We start from the raw sequence: 17,329 nt of genomic DNA on the forward strand, positions 1-17,329 counted from the left end.
AATAATGATGCCTAATGGAATGGATGATCAGGCTTAGTATTTTGTTTTATCGATTTATTTTACTCTTCTTTGCCCTAATTAGCAGTCTCACATGGGCATCTAATGATATCGCTTTGATTAATAGTAAAGATACCTCTATCAACATTGGGGAGGTCGGAAGCTATTATATTGATGAATCAAAGCAGCTTGGTATCAAAGACCTTGAAAATGATCATATTGATCGCCGTTTTCTGCCACTAGACAAAGAGTTTCTTCAATTCGGATTGGTCGACGGCAATATTTGGATTAAATTGAAAGTAGCAATCCAGACGAGCATTTCAACTCCTGTCGTGTTGAGTGTCCATGCACCAAGGCTCCAATACTTGGATGTTTATATGCCGAGTATCTTTGATGCACAAGCTCAAGCCGAAACAGGTGAATTGCGACCATTCGAAAACCGCCCTGTTAATCATGCAAATTACATTTTTCCACTACCTGCAAATACACCTCCCGTTTTTACACTCTATGTAAAAGCGTCGTCGCGGCTCCCCATAAACGTTAGCGCCAACATCGAAACCCTTTCTTCATTTAGCAAGCGCTCTCAGTTGGACTTTACGGTGACTGGGGTGATGATGGGAATATTAGCAATACTTTTCCTCAGCAACTTGATCTTCTATATAACAAGTCGACACTCCATGTATATGGTATATGGGTGTATGCTGATCAGTATCGCCGTTTTGCATTTGGCCCTGCATGGTCAGGTATATCAATTTTTTCCTCAATATACGGGGCTTCAAGAAAGGCTTTATAACCTTGCCGCCTTAACCTGTATTGCCGCAATTTCTCTTTTTTCCAGGTTGTATTTGGATACTAAGAATGTTTTTCCAAAGTTAGATAAAGTCATTTACGGGGTCGGCTTGCTCAACGCTTTCCTAGCCGCTATTTACGCGATCACTCCTCAAACACTCAACATTCTGTACCTTTCAAGCATTGCTTTTTTAACCCTTTATTTTCTATTCTGCATAGCGGTCTATGCTCAAATAAAGAAGGTACCTTATTCAGGTTATTACGTTCTTGCTCGCACCGTATTATCTGTTGGTCACACAACGTGGCTTCTAGCGGCCTATGGCATTATTCCAAGTGAGTTTTGGTTTGAGTGGGGCTTAACCTCATCCATCATTGCTGAGGCGTTAATCCACTACTCAGCCATGATTATGAGACTTAACCCGTTTATTGGACGTGCTTCTCATGCCGTTAAAGAAACGAGTGTTCACAACCCCGCACTGTATGCTGATTTATCAAGTAGACTACGTAGACAAATCAAAGTATACGACGGCTTCATCAGCAACCTTGATAAAATGCCTAACGTGAATGAAGCTCTACTGGAGACAGGCAAGGCTGCAACCAATAATCTAAAACACATAGTAGATCGAATCGATTTCTACCATGCATTAAAAGATAAACCTCAACGCCCCCCTCCGCAATCTGAATCAATCATTAGTGTTATAGAGAGAGCGTATTTTCGTTTCCATGAACTCGATCAAGATCAATCTGTCATTGAACTATCGACAAAAAGTATCGAAAACATTGAAGTCCTTGAAAACATTGAATTGCTTTGCCATCTAATCGAAATCTTAATGATGGAATTCAAACACTTCACAGATCAAACGCTTGATATGAATTTCTCAGTGACCGCAGACAAACGAGAAGGGATACAGACATTAAAGATTGAATGCAACCCGGTTCCAGTACGTATATTTGAAGACCCAAATAAAGTAGATATAAGCTTGAGTTACATAAAAGCCGTCGTAAAGCAGTTAAGTGGCAAGCTTTGGTTCACCGGTGAATCAAAAGAGCGAACGGTCGTGGTAGAATTCCCAATCGTTGCCCATGAACAAAAAGAACAGACATCGTTTGATTTGCTTTCAGGCAACGACTTTGAAGTTGTTGTATACGGAGAAAGCAGCCCGTTGATGAGTAAGACACTAATACTGCTCCAAAATTGGTCCTCTAGTATCATCCAAGTTCAAGAACAAAGTGAACTAGCACATTTATTTGAAGAGAGTCAGGGGCTAAATATAGGCCATGTTCTTATTATGTTTGAGGATCAAAAGAACCTGCCTATTCCAGATCTAAAACGAGTAAAGCCACTCTTAAAAAATACAGACCGCTGTGTACTCATTACAAACAACATAAAAATGTCTACCGCATTTAGTCAGATCATTGGATTCGATTCTATGATCAGCGAATCCGAAATAGAGGTGAAACTCGTACCTTACTTAACTGGCGTCACACGTCGATTAGTAAGAAATAACTTGTCAGAAGTCAATAAAGCAACCCCTTGAGTATTGCACTGACAGAAATGAACTAGATAATAAACACGATACGACAGGAGACACCATGGATTGCTTATTCTGCAAGCTCATTAACCGAGAAATCCCTGCTACCATTTTGTATGAGGATGACGACGTTATTGCGTTTGAAGACATCATGCCTCAAGCACCCGTGCACTTTTTGGTCATTCCTAAAAAACACATCAGTACTTTGAATGACATTAGTGAAGAAGATGCCCCCGTAATTGGTAAGTTGCCGATCGTCGCTGCTAAAGTAGCAAAGGAAAAAGGCGTCAGTGACGATGGCTTCCGCGTTACGATGAATTGCAACGAAATGGGCGGTCAAACGGTTTACCACATTCACATGCATGTACTTGGCGGTCGACAAATGACATGGCCTCCAGGTTAATAGGAGTCAGAAATGCTATCAAAAATAGACAAAGCGATTCTTCAGCTTGACCGTGCACTGCAAACCCTTACTCCTAAGGTTGCAAAAGCTCAGCGGGCGAACCCAGCTCATTCAGAAACACACAGTGAGTTAAATTCGTCAGAGATCAAACACGCTGCAGGGTTAATGCGTATTAATCACACAGGGGAAGTCTGCGCGCAAGCCTTGTATGCAGGCCAAGCACTGACCGCCAAATTAGACACGGTTCGGGACGAAATGGAGCACGCGGCGGATGAGGAAATCGATCACTTAGTATGGTGTGAAGAGCGCCTATATGAACTGAGCAGTCGTCCAAGCCACCTCAATCCACTCTTCTATAGCGCCTCTTTTATGATCGGCGCAGGAGCGGGTTTGATAAGTGACCGTCTTAGCTTAGGTTTTGTAGCGGCTACAGAAGATCAAGTCTGTCTGCATCTTGATAAGCACATGGAAGCACTCCCCGCACAAGATCAACGTAGCCGAGCGATTCTGAAGCAAATGCACATTGATGAAGCAAAACACCGACAAGCGGCCATAGATTCAGGCGGATATGTCTTCCCAGCGCCCGTCATGAACGTTATGACCCATGTATCTAAAGTGATGACCAAATCAACTTACCGGATTTAGAAGAATGAACAGAGACCTACATTCCATTCGTCGTGATTACCAATTCGATGATTTATTAGAAGAAAAAGCGGGTGATGACCCACTCAGCCTTTTCGATTCATGGTTAAAGCTGGCTATCGATTCATGTCAAGATGATCCGACTGCGATGATGTTAAGCACCGTAGATAGAGAGCATAAGCCTCACAGCCGGATTGTTCTTCTGAAACAGCGCGACGAATCGGGTTTTAGTTTCTTTACTAATTACGACAGTGATAAAGGCCAAGATATTGAAGCGAATAACCACGTTTGCTTAACGTTTTTCTGGGCACCTCTGTCTAGGCAAATCCGAATAGAAGGTACAATTGAGAAAACGAATCAGGCAACGTCAGAAGCCTACTTTGCGACCCGACCAAGAGCGAGCCAGATCGCCGCATCCACATCTCCTCAAAGTCAGATAATCAAAGACAGAGCGTTTTTAAGCGATCAATTTAATCGACTCGACGAAGAACTGAAAGAGAGCGACGTTCCGTGTCCATCAAACTGGGGAGGCTATATTGTCAAACCCAACTCCATTGAGTTTTGGCAAGGCCGCCCTAGCCGTCTACACGACCGGCTCATTTACACATTTGAAAACGACAGCTGGAGTAGAGTAAGGAAAGCACCTTAATCGAGCGAACAGTCGCTTTTTCATATGAGGAAGCTACTGTTAAACAGATAAAAACAGAAATGCAGCAGCTATCTTAAAGCAACATACATTGATACCAGATCCATTAGGAAGGCATCATTGTATGTTCAATTGAACCGAATACAGAACGTCCATCCGTTCCTTTAACGTCAAACGTCAATCGATCACCATACTTAAGAAACTCTGTACGACACTCGCCATACTCGATCAATTCCAATGCACGTCGCTCCGCCAAACAAGCAGAACCAACTTCCTTCCAATTGGTATTAGATACCGTTCCGGATCCGATTATGGCACCCGCTTTAAGATTCCGGTTGTAAGCTAAATGACTTAAAATTTGACCAAAACTAAAGTCCATTTCACGGCCATTTGGATTACCAAACCTCACGCCGTTATGTGTAACATCCATATTTAAACAAACACGTCCGTTATGCCAAGCGTCACCTAATTCATCGGGAGTAACGGCCACAGGGCTAAACGCCGTTGCAGGCTTGGCGTTTATAAAGCCAAAACCCATTTGTAACTCTCTAAATAAATGCGTACGCATACTCATATCATTTAGGGTAAGAACCAGTTTAATATGATTTTCTGCTTCTTCTGTACCGATACCCATCGGCATATCATCAACAATAACCGCAAATTCCCCTTCAAAGTCAGCATTATCAGCTTCACTCGGAAACGTATAATCATCGCGAGCACCTAAAAAGTCATCGCTCTGACGTTGAACTAAAATGGGAATGGTTTGTTCTTTTTTTACATCAAGGTTATAGGCTTGTTCCATAATATTGCCGTGGTTCAAAAATGCTGAGGCATCCACAAACTGATAGCACCGCGGCAAAGGCGCCATGGCTTTGATCGGGTCAAAATCAAACGCTTCGTTCAAGCATCCCTTGTTGAGTAAGGCGTAGCGATTTCTAAGAGGCGTTTCGACTTGATGCCAGTTTTCAAGCGCTTCAATCATCGTATCGACAATGGTTCCAGCATAAACAGCCTTCGTCAAATCGCGAGAAACAATCGCTAAGCGCCCATCTCGATGCCCATTTTTGATCGTTGCTAATTTCATAACGTACTCCTCAAACACCGCCCTACGTAGAAGCTTCTAAAGCGGTGCTGTCTTTGATGTTTCGTAGTGTATTTCAACAACCTTAAGTATTTCGCTTTTTAACCAATGAATAGCAGGATCCAAATCCCGATAAGAATGCCACTGTATACCCCACGGAATAGAAGAAAGCAGCAAAGGCACTGGCATTATTTTCAGAGGCAAAAAATTAACCCATTCTTCTGCAAGATGACGATATACCGTTGCGATTCTGTTTGTCCCTGGTAAAAATTGGGGAATTGATGCAAAAGTAGATGTCACAACATCCACTTTTTGAACAATTCCATATTGTTGCTCCAAAATAATTTGATCCTGACTCCGTTTGCGTTGCGACCCAAAACGGACTGATACATGACTAAGAGACAAATACGTCTCTTGTGTTAATTCAATCTCTAAAAAAGGATTGTTTTGGCAACCAATGACGACAAAGTCTTCATCAAACAACTTAGCTTTTGGGTGTTTATCCGATAGTTCTTTTTCTGGCATGATTAGAAAATCAATATTCCCCTGCTCCAACTTTCCCTGAGGGTCATTTGTTGGAGCAATCAACTCTAACTTCATACGTGGTGCAATGTCTGAGATTTGCCTTACCACTTTTGCCATTAACGTAGTCGACGTATAATCACTTAATAAGACCCTAAAGCAGCGTTCTGAGCTAGCTGGTTCAAACTCTAAACGACGCTCTACAGTCGTTTGAATCTGCATGAGTATGTTATGAACAGGGATTTTCAAGCTTTCCCCCAAAGGCGTTAATACCATGTGAGCCCCATTTCTACATAACAATTCATCCTCAAAAAACTCCCTTAGCCGAGCCAGAGCACCGCTCGTTGCAGGCTGACTAAGGCAGATTTGATCTGCCGCACGCGTAATACTTTTTTCAGTGAGAAGAGCATCAAGCGCCACTAATAAATTCAAATCCAGTCGATTTAATCGCATGTATCCTCCAAGGTTATTAAGAGCAAGATGACATCACTGAACAGCGAATTCAACTCTAAAATACACCACACTCATTCAGTCAGGCCTCTTAATATCCGTCACTCAGATTACTCGTTTATGCGTATTGTTCTTGTTTTTTTGACATTTGCTTTCTAAGAAAAAGAGCAGCAATAAAACAGGTTAGCAATGCAATGGCACCAAATATTTGGAAGGTACTTAAGTAGTTTTCGCTCCCCACTTGCGTCGCTACCCATGAAAACGCAAGGGTGCTAACAAATTGACCAAAAGCAAAGGTGGATTGCCATATACCTACCCCTAATCCCCGAACATCGAATTCCAATTTGGACACCGCCCAAGTTAACATGGTCGGCAGCAGCATGCCTGCGCCAAATTGATTAAAAAAGCCCGCTAATATAAACCATTGATAGTTTTCAGCGTGGCTCATGCTAATAAAGCCCACCGCTAAAATTGCAAACTCTAAGAACACCAAACTTTTTGTACCGAGTAATTTGTGTGCATAACGATAAGCAATAGCACCTATTGGAACACCAAGAGCCGTAATCGATAACAACAAACCAGACAAGGACGCATCATTTATATCAAAGTGCCCCAAAGCCGTACTCAGTTGAAACATCAGGATATAAAAGAACACACCACCTACCAGCGTAAACGCGCACACAGTGAGCATATGTGACTTTGGCAACCGCCCTCTGCTTGCTTTCTTTTCATCAGATTCAACCGAGCGTTGACGGCTTGAAAAACGGTTTTCCCAAGTAAATAAAAGCACCAAAATAGCCAAAATAAGGCTGCTACCATAGAGTAAAAATGGACCTTTCCAGCCAAACTGACTCCCTAAAAAACCTGACAAAGGGAAAAGAAACATCGCCGTCACGGTCGCTAACGCAGCCTGGCTGCCAAGCCATTTATCTCGCTTATCACCCGAAAAGTAATCGCCTATCAGCGTCGTTGAACAAGTAATGATCACAGCTTCACAAAGCCCAACACAGATTCTGGAAATAAAAATAGGCCAATAATCAGAAAGTAAAATCGGAGACATACCACTGAAGGCATAGATAATCATCGACCAGATAAGCAGCTTCCTACGCCCTACTTTATCGGCAAGAATGCCCGCGACCGGAGCCCCTAAAGCAATGCATAATGCCGGAATCGACAGTAACAAGGGGACCCAATATATGGCATTTTCAATATCCTTGAACTGCTGCATTAACAAAGGCACAATCGGAGCTAAAAGAGCCGCTCCCATTACCGTCAACGTAATCGGAAGTATTAACACGACTCCCTGTAGGTTTCCTGCGCTTCTCTCTTGACTCATATTATCACCGTATTGTTTTTATTAGAGGGCTATATTCTTATGCTAACGAACAGGATTACGTGGCACTAATCGCGATATCAAATACACGAAATCTGTTTTACAGATAGTGTTCAAGGATGTACTTCTTCTAGTGGTGTTCCTTTTATATTGACAGGGAATGCTTCGGTTAAAACAAACACGATACGACACGTTGTTACATCACTCGGGTTACGCCATTGATGTATCGTCCCTCGTTGGACAACAATATCTCCAGGATAAAGTCGAGTGTTAACACCATCATCGAGCACCAACTCCAACTCACCGGAAATAACGACACCGTAATCAAGGCTGTTTGTCCTATGCATGGGAGATTCCTTACCGGGCAGCATATCGACTACTCGGATAACGGAGCCTCCTTTTAAAGTAACGCCCGCATCACGCTCAATACCATCGACTGGGTCATTATTGTCAACAGGAAGTTCTGCCGTGGACCAGATCAACGTAAATTCAGCATCTTCATTCTGAGGCATATATTGGGGAGGAAGGGCGTTATCTTTCCAAATTACTGCGTTACCTTTTTCATCGTGACCAGTGACGACACGCCTAACAAGAGAGGTACTCTTCATATTAATTTGCCTTTATTGCAACCGAAAACATGGAATAAACGTAAATATCGTCAAATTTATAATCTAAATTTTCGACAACATTCATTTGTTAAGCTGTTATAAATTTTCTAATACATCGTTAACTAGATTTTTTAGTGTCCCGTTGTGTTTTAAACCAATAGAATCGGCTAACAGAGTCTCTAATTTTGGGTAAGATCCAAACGCACGCTCCAGCTCATCATCCGGCTCATAAGTCACTACATTAGATTGATTGTTTAACTGTGTATTAATTTCTTCTATTAACTCCACCATAGAGCAGCGAATTGCAGGCAGTGTGATTGCATTTTTTAAAGCCAAATTATCGGAATTGATACTAGAAGCCTGAATTAAGTTAGCAACACATTGTTGAACGGACATAATCCAAAGTGTCGCATTCGGTGACACCGGAGAAACAAAAGAGGCTCTCTTCTTTAACGCATGAAAAACATCACTCATAAATGCAGACTTTAAACCACTGTTACTTAATGGACGAGCCACAATCCCTGGTAGGCGAACGGAAACAGCGTTTAATAACTTACGACGATTCATATCGGCCAAAGCCAATTCCGCCATGGCTTTATGCGCTCCATATGTCAACGCTGGAGACACAGGTGTATCATCTGTCACTTGTTGAGGCAGATCTTGTCCTAACACAGCAATAGAACTACTAAACACCAACCGAGATTGAGGTGATTTCATCGCCACCTCGTCGAACAATGAAAGCGTTGCATCTAGATTGATTGCTTTCGATAAGTCCGGATTTTTTTCTGCCGCCCCGCCAGGCACCGACGCTAGATGAAAAAGGACATCTGAACCATCCTTTAAAAACTCTTGTCGAACCATCTCACTACTAAAGCTCCCTTCGACAAATCGAATCCCCTCCTCTGAGCGTCGTTGAACATTGGAAAACGCTGTATCTAACAATGTAAGCGAGTTATTTTTATTCTTAGAAAGTGCTTTTACAAGAGCACTACCAACAAAGCCATTTGCACCCGTAATTAATATATTCAAAACACTTATTCCCAAATCTTATTCAAAAAGTAGACACTAAATATAAATTCGATATTTTGATTTAATAAATCATCCCAAAAGACTTAAAAACAAACTAGCAAACAAGATTTAAAATATCACCAACAACCCTATCGGAATTACAAATAGCCTTATTCCAAACAATCAATATTGATTTTATTGAACATCCAAATAAAAACATTCACATTAAGATTCCCTCTAAAAATAATGAGAGAGCTAGAAATGATTTATGAGGTTGCAGAAATATCAGTATTGATCGGACAAGAAGAGTATTTTGAAAAGGCCGTATATAAAGCCAGTCAGCACTTCAAAGAAGCCAAAGGATGTATCGGTCTAAAACTCGAACGGTCAATTGAGACCCCCAATCATTATCGACTTATCGTGGGGTGGAACACGGTTGAAGATCATATGGTTACCTTCAAAAATTCAGAAGGTTTTAAAAAATGGCGAGAACTCGCATCCCCCTTCTTTGAAAAACCACCAAAAGTTGAGCACGTAAAGCAAGTACTAGAGGCGTTCTAATAAAATAATAAGAGGTTGTTATGGCACACTGGATTAAAAAAAGTGTTGGAATGGACATAAGATCGAACAATGATCGTAAAGTTAGAGACATTGTTGAAACCACTTTGGCAGATATTGAACAAAATGGCGATACGGCAATACGCAAGCTCTCTGTAAAGTTCGACAATTGGGACCGTGAGGATTACCGACTATCAAGTGCAGAAATTCAAGCATGTATCGACAGTTTGTCCCCTCAAGCACTCAAAGATATCGAGTTTGCACAAAAACAAGTTCGCCATTTCGCGCAAATTCAACGTAACTCCATTCAAGATGCCGAAGAAGAGACGCTTCCGGGTGTTATATTGGGACACAAAAATTTGCCTTTAAATTCAGCGGGCTGTTATGTTCCCGGCGGTAAATACCCATTGCTCGCCTCTGCTCATATGTCAGTAATAACAGCAAAAGTCGCCGGAGTTCCAAGAGTCATTACCTGTGCGCCGCCATTTGAAGGTAAATTAGCGCCCGCAATCGTAGCGGCTCAAGCGATGGCAGGGGCAGATGAAATTTATGCGCTTGGTGGCATTCAAGCCATAGGTGCGATGGCTTTGGGTACAAAATCCATTTCGCCTGTCGATATTTTGGTTGGACCAGGTAATGCTTTTGTGGCTGAAGCCAAAAGGCAGATGTTTGGTCGCGTTGGAATTGACCTATTTGCAGGGCCAACAGAAACCCTAATTATTGCCGACGAAAGTGTCGACGCAGAGCTGTGCGCTACAGACATACTAGGACAAATAGAGCACGGTCCAGATAGCCCAGGTATATTACTGACAAATTCAGAAAAACTCGCACGCGAAACGATTTCAGAGATTGAAAGGTTACTTAAAATTTTACCTACTGCAGAACACGCACGCATTGCATGGGAAAACTTTGGTGAAGTCATCGTTGCGGAAAGTTATGACGAAATGGTGTCCATTGCCGACGATATTGCATCAGAACACGTTCAAGTTATGACTGTCGACCCCGACTTTTTTTTGAACAAGATGACAAACTATGGCGCCCTTTTTCTAGGGCCTCGAACAAATGTTGCCTACGGCGATAAAGCCATTGGAACAAACCACACTTTGCCGACTAAAAAAGCGGCACGTTACACAGGTGGTTTATGGGTCGGAAAGTTTCTTAAGACATGTACCTATCAAAAGGTGATGACGGACGAAGCGTCTGCGCTCATAGGAGAGTATTGCTCAAGACTGTGTGACCTTGAAGGTTTTTCAGGTCACGGAGAGCAAGCCAATATTCGAGTACGCCGATATGGACATCGCGATGTCCCGTATGCAGGTATAGCTCCCCCTACTCCGGAGACCATAGCGAATGATTAATTCCTTGCCCCATACCCCCAGTTTTAGTTTGGAGGGAAGGCGAGCTCTTGTTACCGGTGCTAGCCGGGGAATAGGATTGGGCCTTAGCACCGCTTTGGCTCAATCAGGCGCACACGTTACCTTAGTCGCTAGAAATAAAGAAGACGTGACGCTCGCCGCCAATGCGATAAAAGCCGAAGGCTTTCTAGCGGAAGCAGTTTCGCTTGATGTGTCGAACTATGAGGACGTACAGCGTTTTTGTAGCAACCAACCTCCGTTTCATATACTCATAAATAATGCCGGAACAAATCGTCCAAAATCCATTTTAGATCTAGATCTTGAAGACTATGATGCCGTCCTCGACCTTAATCTAAAAAGTACAATATTTATGACCAAAGAAATTGCGAAGCATATGATACAGGCTAATATTTCGGGCTCTTTAATTCATATCGGATCTCAAATGGGTCACGTTGGTAGTGCTAACAGAACGCTGTATTGTGCGTCGAAGTGGGCAATTGAAGGATTCAATAAAGCCCTTGCGGTTGAGTTGGCTGAATATGGAATCCGCAGCAATACCATTTGTCCCACATTTATCGAGACGCCGATGACACAGCCTTTTCTCGAAGATGAACACTTTCGCACTCATGTATTATCAAAAATAAAGCTTGGTCGTCTTGGTCAAATAGAAGATCTTATGGGAGCGGCCGTCTTTCTTGCCTCGGACGCCTCGTCCATGATGACAGGAAGCAGCATGTTAATCGACGGGGGATGGACGGCAGATTAAAACAACCTTCTCATGTCGTTTTAATTATTCACCAATTTACATCTCAGTGTGAAGCCTCTCTAAGAATCTGCCTAAACGTTAAACTGATTCGCTCCTCTGTTACCTTTTTCCTAACAGGGAGCGAGTGCTGCCATAAAACTTGAGCTGATGCGCTCATAATTAGCCAACTTTCGTTTTCAAGTTTTATCGACGTTTTCGTTTTGTGGTTGTGCTTTAAGCGAAGTAAAAAGTCACGTTCTGCCCCGACACTGTATGTCACTACAACAGGAGCCGGTCCAAGTTCTCGTTCATTATCACTGTGCCAGCCCATATAATCATCGCCATGTCGATAAAGATTGGCTAACACCGAGTTATAGGATTGGCCTGCAAACACTTCTGCTCGGTGCTTAAAAACCTTCATCCAATCTGGCCAGCCATAACCAAAGTGAGTTTTACCAGAATAAGCGTACTGAAGCCCATCGTCAGCAATAAAAGACACTAGCCTCGGAACCAATATCTCTTTCCCAAACATCATCAATGATTCTTGCTGCCAATCTATTTTTTGTCGCAATAATTGAAAATTATCGCCATTACTTGAGCTCGGCGGAATATAGCGATAAGGTGCATCATACATAGATATTGGAATCTTGATTGTGTTGTCCCTAAACTTAAACCAACTTCATAGACCTGACAACCGCAGTGCTTTTTTAGACATTTATCGCGGTACTGCGGTGCTTCTAATGATTGTCTTTCATTTTTGTTGGGATCTCAGACATTTTGGGTATCTAGACTATTCATTGACAGCGCCCTTTTGGGTTGGATTTAGAACGGTTATTGTATTTTTATTTTTATCTGCCATTGGCTGGTCAAGTTACTTAGCGGTACACGCTGGCCAACCCTTTTCTCGTTTTAGAAAACACATGGCGGTTTTACTGTTCGCTGCCACCTTGATTTCTCTTGTGACTTACATAGTCTTTCCCAAACAATGGATATTCTTTGGAATATTACACTTCATATTCTTTGCTTCCATTGCTGTTCGACCATTAGCTCAAAGACCCGTTATTTCATTAGCTCTCGGGATTGTCATTGCTGCTATATATTGGTTAACAGATTGGTTCGCCTTTCCAGACTTTAAACATTTCCTGTACAACGATCTACACCTTCCTAGAAAAACCGTCGATATTATTGCGCCGCTTCCTTGGATCAGCGTAGTCTTCATAGGCCCGATATTAGGGTATTTAAAAATCCATACTTTCATGGTTCCCAGCAACCTTGTTACAGCGGCAATTACCTTCTTCGGGCGGTACGCTTTGCGAGTTTACCTGATACATCAGATCATTCTTTTCACTCTTGTAGCGGCTGCTCATTATCTCATCAACTTCTTCATCTAATTCCTCTTTTTAAACTGATATAAAACAAGAAGTATGAGGCGGATTTTTTTTTGTTTAAATCCCATTATGGGCTTGCCAGCTCGCTTTTCTAGAGTCTATCTATCGGGCGACGTAAGTGACTACTAATCTCAGATAAAAAGATTGAGAGAGGCGCAAAACTGATGAATTTTCAAGCCTTGATTTTAACCTAAATGATCTCTATTGTTCGTCTCATAGTAAGCCTTATTACACTACATCTAGTGTCTTGATCTAAACTCACATACTAGATACAGTGTTCTAAACACAACATGATAGACACCGATGGGAACCTAAAACATGAGTACTCTCACAGTTACTAAACGTAACGGCGTAACCGAGAATATTGATCTGGAGAAGATCCATAAAGTAATTACATGGGCAGCGGAAGGCCTTGAAAATGTTTCAGTTTCCCAAGTAGAGTTAAAAGCTCAAATTCAGTTTTTCGAAGGCATCCGGACAACCGACATCCACGAGACGCTCATCAAGTCTGCAGCGGACTTAATTTCAGAAAACACACCAGATTATCAATACTTAGCTGCTCGTCTAGCTATTTTCCACCTTCGTAAAAAAGCATTCGGTCAGTTTGAACCACCACGTCTGTACGAGCACGTTTGCAACCTCGTAGAACAAAACCGCTACGATGCACATATCCTAAATGATTACAGCAAAGAAGAGCTTGATCAGATTAATGAGTTTATCGACCACTCTCGTGATATGAACTTCTCTTACGCAGCAGTAAAGCAGCTGGAAGGTAAATACTTGGTTCAAAACCGAGTTACCGGTGAAATTTACGAAAGCCCTCAGTTTATCTATATCCTTGTTGCTGCTTGCTTATTTGCAAACTATGAAAAAGAAACACGCTTAGATCTAATCAAACGCTTCTACGACGCCGTTTCTCAATTTAAGTTATCGCTACCAACACCAATCATGTCTGGTATCCGCACACCAACTCGTCAGTTCAGTAGCTGCGTGCTTATCGAGTGTGGCGACTCTTTGGATTCCATTAATGCGACATCAAGCGCTGTTGTGAAATATGTCAGTCAACGCGCAGGTATTGGTATCAATGCCGGTGCAATTCGCGCTCTTGGCAGCCCTATTCGCGGTGGCGAAGCATTCCATACTGGTTGCATCCCATTCTACAAACACTTCCAAACAGCCGTAAAAAGCTGTTCACAAGGCGGTGTACGAGGTGGTGCAGCAACCGTCTTTTACCCAATTTGGCACTTAGAAGTAGAAAGCTTGCTAGTGTTGAAGAATAACCGTGGTGTAGAAGAAAACCGCGTACGTCACCTTGACTACGGCGTACAGTTTAACCGCTTGATGTATCAACGCCTTATCAAAGGTGGCAACATCACGCTGTTCAGCCCGTCCGATGTTCCCGGTTTGTACGATGCCTTCTTCGCAGACCAGGAAAAATTTGATCGCTTATACACCATGTACGAGCAAGACGACTCTATTCGTAAATCAACAGTTAAAGCATCCGAACTGTTTACACTATTTGCGTCAGAGCGAGCTAGTACAGGCCGTATCTACTTACAGAATGTTGACCACTGTAATACTCATAGTCCATTCGATCCAAAAGTGGCGCCCGTCAAGCAAAGTAACTTATGTTTGGAAATCGCTCTGCCTACTAAGCCACTAGAAAATGTGTCTGATCCAGACGGCGAAATCGCACTGTGTACCTTATCTGCGTTTAACTTAGGTGCGCTTGAAAACCTTGATGAGTTGGAAGAGCTATCAGAACTTATTATCCGCGCTCTGGATGCTTTGCTTGATTATCAGAACTACCCTATCCCAGCAGCACAAAATGCGACTGAATTGCGTCGTACTCTGGGTGTCGGCGTGATCAACTATGCCTACTACCTTGCGAAGAACGGTGTTCGTTACTCTGATGGCAGTGCAAATGAGCTTACGCACAAGACATTCGAAGCGATTCAGTACTTTTTGCTCAAAGCGTCGAATAAACTCTCGAAAGAGTTTGGCCCTTGTAAAGCCTTTAACGAAACGACTTACTCGAAAGGTATTCTACCTATTGATACCTATAAAGAAGAAGTCAACAAAATCGTCTCTTCTGAGCTTTACTATGACTGGGAAAGCCTACGTAAAGACATCGTTGAATACGGATTACGTAATTCAACATTGTCCGCTCTAATGCCTTCTGAAACGTCTTCACAGATAAGTAATGCAACAAACGGTATTGAGCCTCCTCGTGGTTTCGTTTCCGTTAAAGCGAGTAAAGACGGTATTTTGAAACAAGTGGTACCAGAATACGAACGCCTGAAAGATCAGTACGAATTGCTTTGGAGTATTCCTTCAAACGACGGCTACTTGCAACTCGTTGGTATCATGCAAAAGTTCGTAGACCAATCTATTTCTGCGAATACAAACTACGACCCTCAAAAGTTTGAGTCTCAGAAAGTCCCTATGAAGGTCATCCTAAAAGACTTATTAACTGCCTATAAGTTAGGTGTCAAAACGCTGTACTATCACAACACACGTGATGGCGCGGAAGATAAGCAAGATGACATGGATGACTGTGCAAGCGGCGCATGTAAGATCTAAACGACTTAATTCGTGCCGTAACTGACGAAAACGTAACACAGCCTCATCCAATGTTTGTTGTGTTACGTTTAACAAGAAATACCATTTTATTATAAGCATCCATTATAATGGATGCTTTTCTGTGAGCGCCGCTTCTATTGTGTTAAAGATCACATATAAGAAGCCGTTTCAAATGATCTGAGGACCTTATTAAGCGATGAGCTATTCAACTTTTAATCGCAAGCAATTCGACAGTTTAAAAGAACCCATGTTTTTAGGCGAAAACGTCAACGTAGCTCGCTATGACCAGCAAAAACATCCTATTTTTGAAAAGCTTATCGAGAAACAACTGTCTTTTTTCTGGCGTCCAGAAGAAGTTGATTTATCCAGTGATCGCAAAGATTTCTTAAACCTTGCAGAGCACGAACAACATATTTTTTTGAGCAACCTAAAATACCAAACACTGCTTGATAGTGTCCAAGGCCGCTCTCCTAATGTTGCTCTACTCCCTATCGTCTCTTTGCCAGAACTTGAAACTTGGATTGAGACTTGGTCTTTCAGTGAAACAATACACAGTCGCTCGTACACCCACATTATTCGAAATATCGTTAATGACCCAACCGTTATTTTCGATGACATCATCGTCAATGAAGAAATTACAAAACGCGCCGACAGTGTTTCAAGATACTATGATGACTTAATCGAAAAAGTGAATCTATACAATACACTTGGATTAGGCGTACATAACGTGCCCGGTAAGGGCGAAGTTGATGTTTCGATGAAGGCTCTAAAAAAAGCTCTATACGTCACATTAGCCTCCGTTAATGTATTGGAAGCGATTCGTTTCTACGTTAGCTTCGCGTGTAGCTTTGCATTCGCAGAAAGAACGCTTATGGAAGGCAATGCAAAAATCATTAAGCTGATCGCGCGTGACGAAGCCTTGCACTTAACAGGCACGCAGCACATGTTAAACTTGATGACCTCTGGTAAAGATGATCCTGAGATGGCCATCATTGCCCAAGAATGCCGTCAGGAAATCACTGATATCTTCATAGAAGCGGCACAGCAAGAAAAAGAATGGGCAAAATATTTGTTCAAAGATGGTTCTATGATTGGTCTGAATGCAGAAATTTTAGGCCAATATGTCGAATACATTTCTAACGTGCGCATGCAAGCCGTTGGTCTTGAGCCTGCCTTTGAAACAAAATCGAACCCTATCCCTTGGATTAATGCGTGGTTAGTAAGCGACAATGTTCAAGTGGCACCGCAAGAAGCTGAAATAAGCTCATACCTTGTAGGTCAAATAGATAACGATCTCGACGATGCAGAATTCGACGACTTTGACCTCTAATCACGCTTCAAAAGACACGGTTCATCGAGTACTACTGGGCAAGAAGCAATTCTTAGTCACGGAAGATGAACCTCTCTTACCTCAACTAGAACGAGCAGGACTGCATATTGAGTATCAATGTCGCGAAGGTTACTGCTCGTCTTGTTCTATACGATTACTTTGGGGGCAAATAGAATACCCTTTCGAACCGCTAGCATGGGTTCAAAGTGGCTTTTTATTAGCCTGCTGTGCCATCGTCAAAAGCGATATTGAGATCGCATTTTTCAACGACTAATAAACGGACAAACTATCCTTTAGCTGACACAGTACTATCTAACTAACACTGTGCTCTCGAGCTAATAAAACAGTACTCTCTAGCT

Annotated in this window: 17 protein-coding genes; 11 read left to right on the forward strand and 6 right to left on the reverse strand. The window is 42.3% G+C overall.

Annotated elements, in window-relative coordinates:
• The first annotated feature begins 14 nt into the window (after window positions 1-14).
• Genes MARME_RS15565 through pdxH form a run of 4 tightly spaced genes read left to right on the forward strand, consistent with a single transcriptional unit; the run spans window position 15 to window position 4,012 of the window.
• On the forward strand, window positions 15-2,324 hold the full coding sequence (locus MARME_RS15565) for a 7TMR-DISM family protein (RefSeq protein WP_083799792.1): 2,310 nt from the start codon (window positions 15-17) through the stop codon (window positions 2,322-2,324).
• Window positions 2,325-2,379: 55 nt separating this feature from the next.
• Window positions 2,380-2,721, forward strand: a complete 342-nt coding sequence (locus tag MARME_RS15570; RefSeq protein WP_013662218.1) for a histidine triad nucleotide-binding protein — start codon at window positions 2,380-2,382, stop codon at window positions 2,719-2,721.
• 12 nt (window positions 2,722-2,733) lie between these two features.
• Window positions 2,734-3,366 carry a 2-polyprenyl-3-methyl-6-methoxy-1,4-benzoquinone monooxygenase gene (gene coq7 / locus MARME_RS15575; RefSeq protein ID WP_013662219.1) on the forward strand — a complete coding sequence of 211 codons (633 nt, stop codon included), beginning with the start codon at window positions 2,734-2,736 and terminating at the stop codon, window positions 3,364-3,366.
• 4 nt (window positions 3,367-3,370) lie between these two features.
• Entirely contained in the window at window positions 3,371-4,012 is a 642-nt protein-coding gene (pdxH, locus tag MARME_RS15580; RefSeq protein ID WP_013662220.1) for a pyridoxamine 5'-phosphate oxidase, read from the forward strand.
• 103 nt (window positions 4,013-4,115) lie between these two features.
• On the opposite strand, the gene MARME_RS15585 is transcribed toward pdxH, so the two are convergent.
• The 5 genes from MARME_RS15585 to MARME_RS15605 form a co-directional block, all read right to left on the reverse strand.
• A complete protein-coding gene (locus MARME_RS15585) occupies window positions 4,116-5,093 on the reverse strand; it encodes a fumarylacetoacetate hydrolase family protein (RefSeq protein WP_013662221.1) in 978 nt (325 codons plus the stop codon).
• 36 nt (window positions 5,094-5,129) lie between these two features.
• Window positions 5,130-6,065, reverse strand: coding sequence for a LysR family transcriptional regulator (locus MARME_RS15590; RefSeq protein ID WP_013662222.1), 936 nt, complete (start codon window positions 6,063-6,065; stop codon window positions 5,130-5,132).
• A gap of 115 nt (window positions 6,066-6,180) precedes the next feature.
• Entirely contained in the window at window positions 6,181-7,398 is a 1,218-nt protein-coding gene (locus tag MARME_RS15595; protein ID WP_013662223.1) for an MFS transporter, read from the reverse strand.
• Window positions 7,399-7,508: 110 nt separating this feature from the next.
• A complete protein-coding gene (locus MARME_RS15600; protein ID WP_013662224.1) occupies window positions 7,509-8,003 on the reverse strand; it encodes a cupin domain-containing protein in 495 nt (164 codons plus the stop codon).
• Between the two features lie 96 nt (window positions 8,004-8,099).
• Window positions 8,100-9,032: an NAD-dependent epimerase/dehydratase family protein gene (locus MARME_RS15605; RefSeq protein WP_013662225.1), complete on the reverse strand. Its 933-nt coding sequence runs from the start codon at window positions 9,030-9,032 to the stop codon at window positions 8,100-8,102.
• 240 nt (window positions 9,033-9,272) lie between these two features.
• Here MARME_RS15605 and MARME_RS15610 point away from each other — a divergent pair, with 240 nt between their 5' ends.
• Genes MARME_RS15610 through MARME_RS15620 form a run of 3 tightly spaced genes read left to right on the forward strand, consistent with a single transcriptional unit; the run spans window position 9,273 to window position 11,690 of the window.
• Window positions 9,273-9,572, forward strand: coding sequence for an antibiotic biosynthesis monooxygenase family protein (locus tag MARME_RS15610; protein ID WP_013662226.1), 300 nt, complete (start codon window positions 9,273-9,275; stop codon window positions 9,570-9,572).
• A 20-nt stretch (window positions 9,573-9,592) separates the two neighbouring features.
• Complete coding sequence (gene hisD / locus MARME_RS15615) at window positions 9,593-10,927, forward strand: histidinol dehydrogenase (protein WP_013662227.1); 1,335 nt, start codon at window positions 9,593-9,595, stop codon at window positions 10,925-10,927.
• Window positions 10,920-11,690 (forward strand): SDR family NAD(P)-dependent oxidoreductase, encoded by a 771-nt coding sequence (locus MARME_RS15620; RefSeq protein ID WP_013662228.1) that lies wholly within the window; start codon window positions 10,920-10,922, stop codon window positions 11,688-11,690. The genes hisD and MARME_RS15620 overlap by 8 nt, the downstream gene beginning before the upstream one ends.
• Window positions 11,691-11,733: 43 nt before the next feature.
• Here MARME_RS15620 and MARME_RS15625 read toward each other — a convergent pair whose 3' ends face one another.
• Complete coding sequence (locus MARME_RS15625) at window positions 11,734-12,303, reverse strand: alpha-ketoglutarate-dependent dioxygenase AlkB family protein (protein ID WP_013662229.1); 570 nt, start codon at window positions 12,301-12,303, stop codon at window positions 11,734-11,736.
• Window positions 12,304-12,322: 19 nt separating this feature from the next.
• Here MARME_RS15625 and MARME_RS15630 point away from each other — a divergent pair, with 19 nt between their 5' ends.
• The 4 genes from MARME_RS15630 (at window position 12,323) to yfaE (ending at window position 17,244) form a co-directional block, all read left to right on the forward strand.
• A complete protein-coding gene (locus MARME_RS15630) occupies window positions 12,323-13,060 on the forward strand; it encodes a heparan-alpha-glucosaminide N-acetyltransferase (protein WP_013662230.1) in 738 nt (245 codons plus the stop codon).
• Window positions 13,061-13,375: 315 nt separating this feature from the next.
• Window positions 13,376-15,640, forward strand: coding sequence for a class 1a ribonucleoside-diphosphate reductase subunit alpha (gene nrdA / locus MARME_RS15635; RefSeq protein WP_013662231.1), 2,265 nt, complete (start codon window positions 13,376-13,378; stop codon window positions 15,638-15,640).
• 196 nt (window positions 15,641-15,836) lie between these two features.
• Window positions 15,837-16,970: a class Ia ribonucleoside-diphosphate reductase subunit beta gene (nrdB, locus tag MARME_RS15640; protein ID WP_013662232.1), complete on the forward strand. Its 1,134-nt coding sequence runs from the start codon at window positions 15,837-15,839 to the stop codon at window positions 16,968-16,970.
• On the forward strand, window positions 16,942-17,244 hold the full coding sequence (yfaE, locus tag MARME_RS15645) for a class I ribonucleotide reductase maintenance protein YfaE (protein ID WP_013662233.1): 303 nt from the start codon (window positions 16,942-16,944) through the stop codon (window positions 17,242-17,244). The genes nrdB and yfaE overlap by 29 nt, the downstream gene beginning before the upstream one ends.
• Window positions 17,245-17,329 lie beyond the last annotated feature (85 nt).

The organism is Marinomonas mediterranea MMB-1, from assembly GCF_000192865.1.
Lineage (GTDB): Bacteria > Pseudomonadota > Gammaproteobacteria > Pseudomonadales > Marinomonadaceae > Marinomonas > Marinomonas mediterranea.

Bases quoted from the DNA above. Each gene is read 5' to 3' on its own strand.
- MARME_RS15565 (WP_083799792.1), top strand. From the start codon at position 15: ATGGAATGGATGATCAGGCTTAGTATTTTGTTTTATCGATTTATTTTA.
- MARME_RS15570 (WP_013662218.1), top strand. From the start codon at position 2,380: ATGGATTGCTTATTCTGCAAGCTCATTAACCGAGAAATCCCTGCTACC.
- coq7 (WP_013662219.1), top strand. From the start codon at position 2,734: ATGCTATCAAAAATAGACAAAGCGATTCTTCAGCTTGACCGTGCACTG.
- pdxH (WP_013662220.1), top strand. From the start codon at position 3,371: ATGAACAGAGACCTACATTCCATTCGTCGTGATTACCAATTCGATGAT.
- MARME_RS15585 (WP_013662221.1), bottom strand. From the start codon at position 5,093: ATGAAATTAGCAACGATCAAAAATGGGCATCGAGATGGGCGCTTAGCG.
- MARME_RS15590 (WP_013662222.1), bottom strand. From the start codon at position 6,065: ATGCGATTAAATCGACTGGATTTGAATTTATTAGTGGCGCTTGATGCT.
- MARME_RS15595 (WP_013662223.1), bottom strand. From the start codon at position 7,398: ATGAGTCAAGAGAGAAGCGCAGGAAACCTACAGGGAGTCGTGTTAATA.
- MARME_RS15600 (WP_013662224.1), bottom strand. From the start codon at position 8,003: ATGAAGAGTACCTCTCTTGTTAGGCGTGTCGTCACTGGTCACGATGAA.
- MARME_RS15610 (WP_013662226.1), top strand. From the start codon at position 9,273: ATGATTTATGAGGTTGCAGAAATATCAGTATTGATCGGACAAGAAGAG.
- hisD (WP_013662227.1), top strand. From the start codon at position 9,593: ATGGCACACTGGATTAAAAAAAGTGTTGGAATGGACATAAGATCGAAC.
- MARME_RS15620 (WP_013662228.1), top strand. From the start codon at position 10,920: ATGATTAATTCCTTGCCCCATACCCCCAGTTTTAGTTTGGAGGGAAGG.
- MARME_RS15625 (WP_013662229.1), bottom strand. From the start codon at position 12,303: ATGTATGATGCACCTTATCGCTATATTCCGCCGAGCTCAAGTAATGGC.
- nrdA (WP_013662231.1), top strand. From the start codon at position 13,376: ATGAGTACTCTCACAGTTACTAAACGTAACGGCGTAACCGAGAATATT.
- nrdB (WP_013662232.1), top strand. From the start codon at position 15,837: ATGAGCTATTCAACTTTTAATCGCAAGCAATTCGACAGTTTAAAAGAA.
- yfaE (WP_013662233.1), top strand. From the start codon at position 16,942: ATGCAGAATTCGACGACTTTGACCTCTAATCACGCTTCAAAAGACACG.